The 12,542-nt window shown below is 61.1% G+C and carries 8 protein-coding genes and 2 pseudogenes; 6 read left to right on the forward strand and 4 right to left on the reverse strand.

The features are described 5' to 3' along the window. Positions 1-88: 88 nt before the first annotated feature. On the reverse strand, positions 89-2,071 hold the full coding sequence (gene mnmC / locus ALO64_RS22885; protein ID WP_044345091.1) for a bifunctional tRNA (5-methylaminomethyl-2-thiouridine)(34)-methyltransferase MnmD/FAD-dependent 5-carboxymethylaminomethyl-2-thiouridine(34) oxidoreductase MnmC: 1,983 nt from the start codon (positions 2,069-2,071) through the stop codon (positions 89-91). A gap of 162 nt (positions 2,072-2,233) precedes the next feature. Here mnmC and pap point away from each other — a divergent pair. Next, positions 2,234-3,727, forward strand: a pseudogene (gene pap / locus ALO64_RS22890) (polyphosphate:AMP phosphotransferase); the annotation flags it as partial. Between the two features lie 61 nt (positions 3,728-3,788). On the opposite strand, the gene ALO64_RS22895 reads toward pap, so the two are convergent. Together ALO64_RS22895 and ALO64_RS22900 are read right to left on the reverse strand one after the other, a co-directional pair. Further along, positions 3,789-4,193, reverse strand: a complete 405-nt coding sequence (locus tag ALO64_RS22895; protein WP_044345092.1) for a YbaN family protein — start codon at positions 4,191-4,193, stop codon at positions 3,789-3,791. A gap of 10 nt (positions 4,194-4,203) precedes the next feature. After that, a complete protein-coding gene (locus ALO64_RS22900) occupies positions 4,204-4,791 on the reverse strand; it encodes a UPF0149 family protein (RefSeq protein WP_002552569.1) in 588 nt (195 codons plus the stop codon). A 176-nt stretch (positions 4,792-4,967) separates the two neighbouring features. Between ALO64_RS22900 and recQ the strand changes: the two genes are divergently transcribed. The 3 genes from recQ to ALO64_RS22915 all read left to right on the forward strand — a co-directional run bounded on the left by recQ (position 4,968) and on the right by ALO64_RS22915 (position 9,937). Beyond that, a complete protein-coding gene (gene recQ, locus ALO64_RS22905) occupies positions 4,968-7,109 on the forward strand; it encodes a DNA helicase RecQ (RefSeq protein WP_044345093.1) in 2,142 nt (713 codons plus the stop codon). 93 nt (positions 7,110-7,202) lie between these two features. Then, positions 7,203-7,637: a MarR family transcriptional regulator gene (locus ALO64_RS22910; protein ID WP_002552570.1), complete on the forward strand. Its 435-nt coding sequence runs from the start codon at positions 7,203-7,205 to the stop codon at positions 7,635-7,637. 95 nt (positions 7,638-7,732) lie between these two features. Continuing rightward, entirely contained in the window at positions 7,733-9,937 is a 2,205-nt protein-coding gene (locus ALO64_RS22915; protein WP_044345094.1) for a FimV/HubP family polar landmark protein, read from the forward strand. 39 nt (positions 9,938-9,976) lie between these two features. Here the strand turns inward: ALO64_RS22915 and ALO64_RS22920 are convergent, their stop codons facing one another. Next, positions 9,977-10,327, reverse strand: coding sequence for a topoisomerase DNA-binding C4 zinc finger domain-containing protein (locus ALO64_RS22920; RefSeq protein WP_044345095.1), 351 nt, complete (start codon positions 10,325-10,327; stop codon positions 9,977-9,979). A gap of 250 nt (positions 10,328-10,577) precedes the next feature. Here ALO64_RS22920 and ALO64_RS26945 point away from each other — a divergent pair. Further along, positions 10,578-10,999, forward strand: a pseudogene (locus ALO64_RS26945) (PAS domain-containing protein); the annotation flags it as partial. Between the two features lie 110 nt (positions 11,000-11,109). Next, the gene (locus tag ALO64_RS22925) at positions 11,110-12,144 is read left to right on the forward strand and encodes a methyl-accepting chemotaxis protein (RefSeq protein ID WP_408002924.1); all 1,035 of its coding nucleotides are present in this window, start codon (positions 11,110-11,112) and stop codon (positions 12,142-12,144) included. The last annotated feature ends 398 nt before the right edge of the window (positions 12,145-12,542 follow it).

Consider the following 12,542-nt stretch of genomic DNA (forward strand, 5'->3'; position numbering starts at 1 on the left):
ACCCGGGGCGGTTCAATCGTGCGACGCTCTGCGTCCTCTTTGCTACGCAGAGCGTCGCGACCAGCATTCCCGAACGACAATCATAAAGCTACTTCCCGCCGCCACGAATCAGCCTGCGCAGGGCAAACCGGTTGGGGTGACAGGCTTCGGCAACGCTGCGCGGCAAGGGCATGGGCTCGTTGTCGACCCAGGCGGCGATCAGCTCGCCACACAGCGGCGCGGTGATCAGCCCGCGCGAACCGTGGCCGCTGTTGACGTACAGGCCGTCCAGCCACGGGCAGGCGATGTTGGGCACCTGGCGCGCGTCCTTGCCCAGGGCAGCATAGGCCTGAAGGAATGCTTCGCGATCGGCCAGCGGACCGACGATGGGCAGGTAGTCCGGGCTTGTACAGCGAAAGGCTGCGCGACCCTGCAATTGCTCGGGCGACAAATCGGCGGTCTCGAGGCGTGAAGTGAGGTCTTCTGAAATCTCCCGCAACAGCCCCAGATTGTCCAGATGATCGGCCAGGTTGGGGGTCAGATCAGTACTGTTGAAATCGAAACTGGCCCCCAGCGTATGTTCGCCAAGACGCGCCGGAGCCACATAACCCTCGGCGCACACCACGCTGCGCAATGCCGTGCTGGCCTGAGTCTGCGGCAAACGGGTGATCTGCCCGCGGATGCGTTTGAGCGGTAAGTCGGCGCTCTGCGAAAACTTCTGGATATCATCTGCCCCGGCCAGCACCACGACCGGAGCACTGTCGATCAACTGTTCGTCACTCCAGACCTGCCACTGATCATCGACGCGTCTCAGCTCCAATGCCTGCTGATGAGCGATCAGACGGATATTGGCGTGCGCGGCCTGTGCGTGACACAGCGCAGGCGGATGAACCCAGCCGCCTTCGGGGTAAAACAGCCCGCCACTGTTCAGCGCAACGCCGCTCTGCGCTTCGGCCGCAGGCTGGTCCAGCAGGTGCAGGAGTGATTCGGGGAAGGCATCGGCCAGCTGTTTCTGACGCAGCGCTTCCTTGTCATCGAAGGTCAGTTGCAGCACCCCGCAAGCGTCCCAGTCGACTCCGCGCTGCAAGCGTTCAAGCAGTCTTCGCGTGTGGCCAAAACCACTGAGGATTAACTGTGAAAGCGCTGTGCCATGCGCCGATAACTTCAGGTACAGCACGCCCTGCGGATTGCCGGATGCTTCCTGTGCCGGTGCGGCGTGGCGCTCCAGCAGGCTGACCTGCCAACCGCGTTGCGCCAGACTCTGCGCCGTGGCGCAGCCGGCCAGCCCCGCGCCAATCACCAGCGCTTTGCGCTCGCCGCCAATCGCAGCGGGGCGGGCGAACCAGGGTTTGGCGGCAGGAGAGGGTGCAGCATCTTCAGGCCAGGCGATAAACGCGCCGCGCAGCACTTCCCATTTATGGCCGATGCCCGGTACCCGCTTCATTTTGAAGCCTGCTGCGTTCAGCGAGCGGCGCACCCAGCCGGTGCTGGTAAACGTGCCTATTGTGGCGTTCGGTGCAGACAGCCGCGCCAGCTCGGCAAACAGTTCGGGTGTCCACATTTCCGGGTTTTTCGCTGGCGCAAACCCGTCGAGAAACCACGCATCAATCTGCCCGTCCAGCTGCGGCAGCATCTGCAGCGCGTCACCAATCAGCAGGGTCAGGGTCACGCGGCCGTCATCGAATACCAGACGCTGAAAGCCTTCATGCACAGCCACATATTGATCGAGCAATTGACCCGCGAACGGCGACAGCTCTGGCCACAACGCCAGGGCACGCTGCAGGTCGGCGCGGCTCAGCGGGTATTTCTCGACGCTGACGAACTGCAGGCGCGCATTGGCGGGCGCGCACTCGTCGAACAACTGCCAGGCACAGAGGAAATTCAGCCCGGTGCCGAATCCGGTTTCACCAATGATCAGCCTGCCGTCCTCCGGCAGCTCGCTGAAACGCCGACGCAGGTCGTTCTGGACCAGAAACACATGGCGCGTCTCGTCCAGACCGGACTCGGTGGAAAAGTAGACATCGGAGAAATCGCGGGAACGCGGGTTGCCTTGTTCGTCCCAGTCTATCCGGGCGTGGCGGGTAATGGTCATGTCAGGCTCAGCGGTGGCAGTGGGCGCATTTTAGCCGTGTGCGAGGATAAAAGTGCGATCACTGCTGCGCCGATTGACCGATGCCCGCAATCGGTGGTCAGAATGCTCACTGAGGGTTGTCCACCGGGCGTTCTCTGAGCCATCCGCAATCAGGAGTTGTGCATGTTTGAATCCGCTGAAATCGGTCATGCCATTGACGACGAGACCTACGAAGCTGCTTTGCCCGAGTTGCGCGAAGCCTTGCTGGAGGCGCAGATAGACCTGCACGAGCAGGCCGGTCGGCAGATCATCGTATTGATCAACGGCATAGAGGGCGCAGGCAAGGGCGAGACCGTCAAACTGCTCAGCGAATGGATGGACCCGCGCCTGATCGAGGTGCGCACCTTCGATCAGCAGACCGACGAAGAGCTGGCCCATCCACCCGCCTGGCGTTACTGGCGACAACTGCCTGCCAAGGGGCGCATGGGAATCTTCTTTGGTAACTGGTATAGCCAGATGTTGCAGGGCAGGGTCCATGGGCGTTTCAAGGACGCGGTGCTCGATCAGGCCATCAGCGGTGCCGAGCGCCTGGAAAAGATGCTCTGTGACGAAGGCGCGCTGATCTTCAAATTCTGGTTCCACCTGTCCAAGAAGCAGATGAAGCTGCGCCTCAAAACCCTCAAGGATGATCCGCTGCACAGCTGGCGCATCAGCCCGCTGGACTGGCAGCAGTCCAAGACTTACGACAAGTTCGTGCGCTTCGGTGAGCGGGTGCTGCGTCGCACCAGCCGCGAATATGCGCCCTGGCATGTGATCGAAGGCGTGGACGCTAACTACCGCAGCCTGACGGTCGGCCGTCTGCTGCTGGAAGGCATGCAGGCCGCGCTGAACAAGGTCGAGCCCGAGCCCGCTGCGCTCACCGTTGGCCCGTTGGCGATCCATGACAATGAGTTGACCCTGCTGGACAGCCTCGACCTGAGCCTGCACCTGAGCAAGGACGACTACCAACAGCAGCTCATCACCGAGCAGGCTCGCCTGTCCGGCAACATGCGCGACAAACGCATGAAAAGCCATGCACTGGTGGCCGTGTTCGAAGGCAACGACGCGGCAGGCAAGGGCGGCGCGATACGTCGTGTTGCAGCGGCGCTCGACCCGCGTCAGTACGCTATCGTACCGATTGCTGCACCGACTCAGGATGAACGTGCTCAGCCGTATTTGTGGCGTTTCTGGCGGCAGATACCGGCGCGCGGCAAATTCACTATTTTTGACCGCTCGTGGTACGGCCGGGTGTTGGTCGAGCGGGTCGAGGGCTTTTGCAGCGAGTCCGACTGGAAGCGCGCTTACGCCGAAATCAATGACTTCGAAGAGCAACTCACGGACGCAGGCATTGTGGTGGTCAAGTTCTGGCTGGCCATCGATCAGCAGACCCAGCTGGAACGCTTTCAAGAGCGCGAAAAGATCCCGTTCAAGCGTTACAAGATCACCGAAGACGACTGGCGCAACCGCAAGAAATGGCCGGATTACCGCCAGGCAGTGGGCGACATGGTGGATCGCACCAGCACCGAAATTGCGCCGTGGACACTGATCGAGGCCAACGACAAGCGCTGGGCGAGGGTCAAGGTGTTACGCACGATCAACGAGGCGCTGGAAAAGGCGTTTGGCAAAGACAAGAAGAAGTTATCGTCTGAACCGCGTGCCTGTCGGCATCGGCATCGGCACTGGCGGGCGCAGCGGGGCATCATTTGCGAGGCGGGCGCGTTTTCTGCCTGATGATGTAAATGGTCACCAGCACCGCGCTGGTCAGCATGAAGGCTCGTGCCCAAGGCTGTGCGATCAGGTAGCACGACAGGCTGATGCTCAGCCACATCAGGCCGATTGCGTACACCTTGCCCTTGAGCGGGATGCCGTTGCCTTCAAGGTAGTCTCGAATCCATGGGCCAAGCCGCGGGTGGTCGACCAGCCAGTGGTAGAAACGTGGAGAGCTGCGCGCGAAGCATGCAGCTGCCAGCAGCAGAAAGGGCGTGGTGGGCAGCACCGGCAGGAATATCCCGATGACGCCCGATACCACGCTCAACCAGCCAACCGCTATCAGCAGATAGCGCACCGAGCGGTGACGGCTGGTGCGCGGTGAGTCTTGCGCCATAGGCGCCGACTCAGTGGTGGCGGGGCTTGAGGATCGCCGGCTTTTCGTCCGGAGCCTGGCAGAGCAGGTACAGGGCGGTCAGCGCTTCGGGGATTTGCACGATCATGTCGTCCATCAGGTTGGCGTCCTGGGCAATGTCGGCGAACTCCGGCTGCTCATCGAACAGGCCCGAACCGACCATGATCGGCAGGAGCATTTCGCTGACTTCTTCCTCGGCACTTTCGAACCAGGCGTTTTCACGCAGGAACACGCCTTCCATGAAGCCGATGCACCAGCCACGCAGGTCCGAATCATCCGGATCGTCGCCCAGGTCGAGATCACATGGCAGTTCGAACTCTTCGTCCGACGCCAGCTGGCGGGCAATGTGTGCCTTGAGTGCGATCAGCGTGGCTTCGACCTCTGTCTGTTGCGCCTCGCTGCTGTACTGCGGCGGCTCGGAGAACAGCGCGTCGATCCACTCGCGCTCCGGCACGTCTTCGGCACAGATGGACAGGGCGGTCAGGTAGCCATGAGCGGCCACGTAGTCCAGTGCTTCTTCGTGCAGTTCATCTGCATCGAGGAAGACTTGCAGGCGGGTTAATTGCTCAGCGAAGGACATGGAAGCGCTACCTTGAAAATAAACGATGCTGGATTCTAGGCCCTGAGCGTCCTTGGCGCCAGCGCGCAGGCCAATTGCGGTTAATTTCGACCGCTCATGTCGGAGCCATCCATTGCTCCCGAGCGCTCGGGTATACTCCCCCGTTTTGCAGTGCAGCAGGATATTCCGGGGTTTTTATGCTTGAGCAGGCACAACGCGTACTTAAAGACATCTTCGGTTACGACAGCTTTCGTGGTCGCCAGGGTGCCATTATCGAGCGTGTAGCCAACGGTGGCGATGCACTGGTGCTGATGCCGACCGGTGGTGGCAAGTCCCTGTGTTTTCAGGTGCCGGGGCTGTTGCGTGAAGGGCTCTGTGTGGTCGTCTCGCCGCTTATCGCGCTGATGGACGATCAGGTTGCCACACTGGATGAACTGGGTGTGTCCGCTGCTGCACTCAACTCCACCCTCAGTGCCGAGCAACAGCGCGAACTGGCTAACCGCATTCGTCTGGGCGAAGTGAAAATGCTCTACCTCGCCCCGGAGCGCCTGGTGCAGCCGCGCATGCTGTCGTTCCTGCAAAACCTTCAAATTGCCCTGTTTGCCATTGATGAAGCGCACTGCGTATCGCAATGGGGTCATGATTTCCGCCCTGAGTACCTGCAACTGGGGCAACTGGCCGAGCTGTTTCCGGATGTGCCGCGCATTGCGCTGACTGCCACCGCCGACAAGCGTACCCGTGAAGAAATCGTCACGCGCCTGCACCTGCAGAACGCCGAGCGCTTTCTGTCCAGCTTCGACCGACCCAACATCTTTTATCGCATCGTGCCCAAGGAACAACCGCGCAAACAGCTGCTGGCGTTCCTCTCCGAACGGCGTAGCGATGCCGGTATCGTCTACTGCCTGTCGCGCAAGAAAGTCGATGAAGTGGCCGTTTTTCTGAGTGAAAACGGCTATCCCGCGTTGCCGTATCACGCCGGGCTGCCCTCGGAAACACGTGCTGCCAACCAGAAACGCTTCCTTAATGAGGAAGGGCTGATCATGGTGGCGACCATCGCGTTCGGCATGGGCATCGACAAACCCAACGTGCGTTTTGTTGCGCACATGGACCTGCCCAAATCGCTTGAGGCCTACTATCAGGAAACCGGCCGGGCCGGGCGTGATGGCCTGCCTGCCGATGCCTGGATGGCTTACGGTCTGCAAGACGTGCTGATGCTCAAGCAGATGTTGCAGAACTCCGAAGGCGACGAGCGCCATAAGCGTCTGGAGCAGCACAAGCTCGACGCCATGCTCGCCCTGTGCGAAGAAACCCGTTGCCGCCGACAGACCCTGCTGGCCTATTTCGACGAAGACATGCCCAACCCGTGCGGGCATTGCGACAATTGCGTCGATGGCGTGCAGACCTGGGATGCCACCGAGCCTGCGCGTCAGGCGCTGTCGGCCATCTACCGTACCGGCCAGCGTTATGGCGTCGGTCATCTGGTCGATGTGCTGCTGGGCAAATCCAACGACAAGGTAGAAAGCTTCGGCCATCAGCATCTGTCGGTGTTCGGGGTCGGCAAGGCACGCACCGAGGCCGAGTGGCGCTCGCTGTTCCGCCAACTGGTGGCGCGCGGGCTGGCAGACATCGACCTTGAAGGCTATGGCGGCCTACGCTTGAGCGACACGTGCCGGCCTTTGCTGCGTGGCGAAGTTACTCTGGAACTGCGCCGCGACCTCAAGCCACAAACCACTTCAAAGAGCAGTTCCGGCAGCCCGGCGAGCCAACTGGTGCGCGGCGAAGAGCGCGAGCAGTGGGAGGCCTTGCGTGCCTTGCGGCGCAAGCTGGCCGAGGAACATGCCGTGCCGCCTTACGTCATTTTCCCGGACTCGACCCTGCTGGAAATGCTGCGCAGCAAACCCGGATCAATGGCCGAGATGGCCCGAGTGGGCGGCGTGGGCGCGCGCAAGCTGGAGCGTTACGGCGAGGCCTTTCTTGAAGTGCTCAGTGGCAAGGCCGAGGCACCACGGGTGGTGGCCGATGTACGCCACGAGCTGATCAGCCTGGCGCGTGCCGGCATGACCCCCACGCAGATCGCGGGCCAGTTGCAGTGCTCGGAAAAGAATGTCTACACCCTGTTGGCCGAGGCCATCGGCAAGCAGCAGCTGTCCATCGAGCAGGCACTGGACTTACCGGAAGACCTGTTGGGCGAGGTTCAGGATGCTTTTCTCGATGGCGAAGGAGAACTACCACCGGTGTCGGCGATTGCCGAGCAATTTGCCGAGCAATTTGCCGGGCGGGTGCCGGAGGGTGTTTTGTATTGCGTGCGAGCGGCGTTGCAATCGGAATTTGAGGTATAACAGCGTGCGACGAAACGTCACCGTCCCGCGCTTGCCTGAACATAAGGACCATGCTTAGCTCGCTAATAATTAGTTTGAATCATGAGTTTCCTTATGCCATTGACTGATGAACACCGTTTCGGGATGCAACTCGGACATCTCACCCGGGGCTGGCGCGCCGAGCTGGATCGTCGGCTTGCCGATCTTGGCCTGTCTCAGGCGCGTTGGCTGGTCCTGCTGCACCTCGCCCGGTTCACCGAGCCGCCCACCCAGCGCGAGCTTGCGCAAAGCGTGGGCGTCGAAGGGCCGACCCTGGCGCGTTTGCTCGACAGTCTTGAAAAGCAGGGCCTGGTTCAGCGCCAGGCAGTGGTCGAGGATCGACGCGCGAAAAAGATCCTGCTCAGTGATACTGCCTTGCCACTGATTGAAAAGATTGAAACCATCGCCAATGTGCTGCGTATCGAGCTGTTCGAGGGCGTGAGCGAGGAAGATTTGCGCGTCAGCATGCGGGTGCACTCGCAGATTCTGGCCAATCTGGAAAGATCCTGAGACGAAGCCGGGCGTTCTCAACCATAATCTTGCAACGGATACTGAAGTCCAACTGATTACGTGAGAAGCCTGCTGTGGTTTCTATAAGGGTTCGCATGCTGAAGAGTTCACTGGCTGCTGTCGAAGGTGCAGGTCGCAGGGCGCGCGGGGTGTTTTGCAAGAGCGTCATAGCGGCGTCATTGCTGGCCTGCTCTACGCTGGCGTCTGCGCTGGGGCTGGGTGAAATCACCTTGCACTCGGCGCTCAACCAACCGTTGAATGCCGAGATCCAGTTGTTGGAGACCGGCGGTCTGAGCAACGAAGACGTTGTTGCCAGGCTTGCGTCGCCCGAGGCTTTTGCCAAGGCGGGCATAGAGCGGGTGTTCTTTCTCAACGACCTGCGCTTCACCCCTGTGCTGCGCGGCGATCGCGGCGTGATCCGGGTGGTATCCACTAAACCGGTCACCGAACCCTACCTGAGTTTTCTCGTCCAGTTGGCGCGGCCGAATGGCGATTTGCTGCACGAATATACGGTGTTGCTTGATCCTGCCACCTCACCGCAAGGTCTTGCCGCCACGCGCAGCCGCAACACGCAACGTTCGACGGCCTCGGCGCAGGAAAGCCGCATGCCGGTCGCGCCACCGGCCGCCGTGCAGGGCAAGCATTACACGGTTGCCAATGGCGATACCCTGAATGGCATTGCCAGCCGTTTGCAAGGGCCGGGTAACAAGGTTTCGGCAAGCCAGCTGGCAGACGGCATTCGTTTGCTCAACCCGCAGGCATTCGCGGCGGGCGCCGGTTCCGCGCTTAAAGTTGGCCAGGATTTGTTGCTGCCCGATTCCGCTGTATTGCCAAGTGCCGCTGCGCCTGCCGCCAGCCCGGAGGCGTCGTCACCCAAGCCTGCCGAGTTGCAGCGCACCGCCGAGCAACTGTCGGCGGCCGCCATTGAAAACCAGCAACTGGCTCAATCGCTGGAGGCGCTCAAAGCCCAGACTCAAGAATTGCAAGAGCAGATGAGTGGCAAGGACAAGCAAATCACCGCGCTGCGCAGTGATCTTGCCGTTGCGCAATCCGCTGCCCGACCTGCCACGCCTGCCGCACCTGCAATAACTCCGGCTACTCCTGCTCAACCGGCCGCTGACCCGACGCCAGGCACCGATTCATTCCTGAGCCTGCCGATACTGCTTGCTGCCGTGTTGATTGTGCTTCTGCTTGTAGCGTTTGCTTATTCGAGACGACGCCAGCAGCGCAAACAGTCCGCAGCACCTGCTGTTGCGCCGGATGAGCAACTGATCAAACCTGCTCAGGCGACCATGCTTCCGGTGTTCGAAGTGCCCGCCGTTGCGCCACAGCCCGCGGTGCAGCCACCACCGACCCCGGCAGCGACCAAACCACCGGCAGCGCAACGTTCGGCTGGCTCTACGCCGGATGCGCTGGACGGCGTCAGCATTTACATTGCCTACGGTCGCTTCACAGAGGCGATGGGCATTCTGCGCAGTGCCCTGGAAAAGCAGCCGGAGCGTGATGACATTCGCATCCGCTTGCTGGAATTGCTGGCGGAGCAGGGCGACGGCAGCGGTTTTGTTCGGGAAGAGCAATCAGCGCTGGAGCACGGTGTTGATCCGCAGACCATTCAAGACATCCGCGACCGCTTTCCACAAATCAAGGCCGCCGAAGTTGCGCCTGTGGCGGCGGTCGTCCCTGCCGCTGCGGTCGCGGCTACCACGCTGTCTCTCGAAAAGTCCGAGCCCGAGCCAGAATCTGCCGCCTATCTGCAGCCCGACCTGGAGCCTGAACCTGCGGCGCAGCTGGACGAAACCGCCGCAGCGGCGCTGAATCCGCAGCACGCTGACGAGTTTCAATTGAACCTCGATGACCTGTCGATGGATGCCGACTGGGATCTGGTCGATCCGTTCGACAGCCCGCCGCCGCGCATCAAGCCAGCAGCGGCGACTGCTGCGCCAGCGCCCGCTGACGTCGACCCTGGTTTTTCTTCGGACCTGACTCAACTGCCGGAAGTCTTTGAGCTCTCGGATGAGCAGTTCCTCAGTGATTTCTCCGAGCCCGATGTCATCGAGCCCATCGAAGTGGTGGCACCTGCCGCCGCTGACGACCTGAGCGATGACAGTTTCATGAGCGACGACGCAGAGTTCGACCTGCTGGACCTTGAAGAGCCACCGCTCAGCCAGATCAATCAGGCGCAGGTGCTGATCGAGGAGGGCGATCTCGAGTCGGCTCGTGAAATTCTGCAACAGGTCATTGCCGAGTCCGACGAGGAGCATCGGCGCATGGCGCGGGAACTGTTGGCGGGCATCAGCTGAACCCGTTGTTTCCTTGAGCAGGCGTGGCCGGTCTGGCGTTTAACGAAAGATCGGCCGAATGCCCCGGCATTTCGGATACGTCACGCAGCCCCAGAACTCACCGGCATTCTTGCCGGTCCGGGCCACCTTGATCACCATGGTTTTTTTACAGTGCGGACACGCTGGCGCTGCGGGCTTTGCCGGCAGCTTTGGTGTGGCCGGTTCACGACGCTTTTCCGGGCGCTTGGCGCGGCTGGTTTTGACAGGCTTTTGCGGTTGCGGTGAGTGTGCTGCGGGTTTGGTGGGCTGCACATGTTGTTGCTGATCCGCTGTCTGACCGGCAACCCTGCTCAGTAGCCTGCGAAACGTGCGGATCAATGCCGCCAGAGCAGATGTCGTGTTGCGTGCCATAAAGGTGCCTTGAGTCGCGTCGCGTCCAGGGGCGGCATGGTGCAGGCATCCTCGTCAGGACGCAAACTCCTACGTGGCGATCATGCCCGTCTGCTGTTCCCCGCCCCACCTAATTGCCGCCTGTCGCTAAAGCCCTGCGTTTTGTGGGCGATAACAGTGCACGAGGACTGCCGGTTGCCACCCTGAAGGGTTGTGCTACACCTTCAGCACACGCCCGGCATATCAAGCATTATCACGGAGTGAATTATTAATGCGCGTCAACATGCCTATCACGCAGACTGAACGGACTTTTCCGGCATCTGAACGCCTCATCTCCACCACCGACCTCAATAGCCACATTACCTACTGCAACGATGCGTTCGTCGCGTTGAGCGGTTTTACCCGCGAAGAACTGGTCGGCCAGCCGCATAACCTTGTGCGCCACCCGGATATGCCGGCTTCGGTGTTCGCCCATATGTGGGAAACCATCAAGCAGGGCAAGCCGTGGATGGGCGTGGTCAAGAATCGCTCCAAGCAAGGTGATTATTACTGGGTCAGCGCCTACGTGACGGCGGTGTATGAAAAACGGTCGAATCGTCGGCTATGAATCCGTACGCTCGTTGCCGACCCGCGACCAGGTTCGTCGAGCAGAAGCACTGTATGCACGGCTGCGTGCTGGCAAATCGGCGGTGTCGGCAACCAGCTCGGCGGCCTATCACTTGGTTCGTCAGCTACCGATGATCCTCTGCGCCCTGGCACTCGCTGTCGGCGTCTACCTGCTCGACGATCTGCCTTCGATCATCATGATTCCGATTGTAATGGTGGTGCTGGGCGGTTTTCTGGAAATGCGTCAGCGCCGCAGCATTCGCAACACCCTTGAAGAACATCCCAAAGCGTTCACCAGTTCTTTGGTTGCGCTGACCTACAGCGACAACCGTGGCCCGCAGGCGCAACTCGATCTGGCCATGCTCAGCGAAGAAGCCCGCCTGCAAACTGCCCTGACGCGCCTGGCCGATACCGGCGAGAGCGTACGCCTGCATGCCGGGCGTTCTGCGCAACTGTCGTTGCGTCAGGCCGAGTCGCTGGACCAGCAGCGCAGTGAGGCGGATCAATCGGCCACGGCCATCAATCAGATGGCGGCGACCATTCAGGAAGTGACCCACAACGTACAGAACACTGCCCACGCCGCCGAAGAAGCCGACAAACTGGCGCAACAGGGGCGTGGTCTGGCCGATGAAAGCCTGTTGGCGATTCGGCACATGGCCAACTCGGTCACCGACATCGGCAACGCAGTGGGTGAACTGGCCAGCGCTACGCAGTCAATCGGCAGCGTGGTTGACGTGATCACCTCCATCGCTCAACAAACCAACCTGCTGGCGCTCAATGCGGCCATCGAAGCGGCCCGTGCCGGTGAGCAGGGGCGTGGCTTTGCGGTGGTGGCCGATGAGGTTCGCTCGCTGGCTTCCCGTACGCAGTCCTCGACCGAGCAGATTCAGCAAATCATCACCTCGCTGCGTGATGGTGCCGACCGTGCGGTGCAGACCGCCAACAAAGGCGAGCAGATCTCCCAGGAAAGCGTCGCCAGCGTCGAAGCCGTGCAGAAGGCCCTGGACGGCATCAGCCAGTCCGTGACCCGCATCACCGGGATGAGCCAGCAAATGGCCTCGGCATCCGAAGAACAGAGCCACGTTGCGGAAAACATCAGCCAGCAGATTACCCGTATCGCGCAACTCTGCGACGAGAGTGCCAGCCAGGCGCAGCAAGGCTCGCAGATCAGCGGCGAACTGGAAGAAATGGCGCAGTACCTGCACAGCCTGGCCGAGCGGTTCAGTCGCTAAGCATACGCAGAGGACGCAGAGCGTCCGGAACGGCATTACCACGCGGAGCGTGGTAACAAGAGTTGGGGGTATTGCGCCTGGGTGCGTTCACACTACAACCCCACGGACCTCAGCCTGACCTCAGAAGGCGTAGCCCGAAGAGGACGCAGAGCGTCCGGAACGGCATTACCACGCGGAGCGTGGTAACGAGAGTTGGGGTATTGCGCCTGGGTGCGTTCACACAGCAACCCCGCTACCCAGACCCCAGCCTGACCTCAGAAGGCGTAGCCCGAAGAGGACGCAGAGCGTCCGGAACGGCATTACCACGCGGAGCGTGGTAACGAGAGTTGGGGTATTGCGCCTGGGTGCGTTCACACAGCAACCCCGCTACCCAGACCCCAGCCTGACCTCAGAAGGCG

Source organism: Pseudomonas meliae, from assembly GCF_001400515.1.
Taxonomy (GTDB): Bacteria; Pseudomonadota; Gammaproteobacteria; order Pseudomonadales; family Pseudomonadaceae; genus Aquipseudomonas; species Aquipseudomonas amygdali.

Bases quoted from the DNA above. Each gene is read 5' to 3' on its own strand.
- ALO64_RS22900 (WP_002552569.1), bottom strand. From the start codon at position 4,791: ATGTCCTTCGCTGAGCAATTAACCCGCCTGCAAGTCTTCCTCGATGCA.
- ALO64_RS22895 (WP_044345092.1), bottom strand. From the start codon at position 4,193: ATGGCGCAAGACTCACCGCGCACCAGCCGTCACCGCTCGGTGCGCTAT.
- ALO64_RS22925 (WP_408002924.1), top strand. From the start codon at position 11,110: ATGATTCCGATTGTAATGGTGGTGCTGGGCGGTTTTCTGGAAATGCGT.
- mnmC (WP_044345091.1), bottom strand. From the start codon at position 2,071: ATGACCATTACCCGCCACGCCCGGATAGACTGGGACGAACAAGGCAAC.
- ALO64_RS22915 (WP_044345094.1), top strand. From the start codon at position 7,733: ATGCTGAAGAGTTCACTGGCTGCTGTCGAAGGTGCAGGTCGCAGGGCG.
- recQ (WP_044345093.1), top strand. From the start codon at position 4,968: ATGCTTGAGCAGGCACAACGCGTACTTAAAGACATCTTCGGTTACGAC.
- ALO64_RS22910 (WP_002552570.1), top strand. From the start codon at position 7,203: ATGCCATTGACTGATGAACACCGTTTCGGGATGCAACTCGGACATCTC.
- ALO64_RS22920 (WP_044345095.1), bottom strand. From the start codon at position 10,327: ATGGCACGCAACACGACATCTGCTCTGGCGGCATTGATCCGCACGTTT.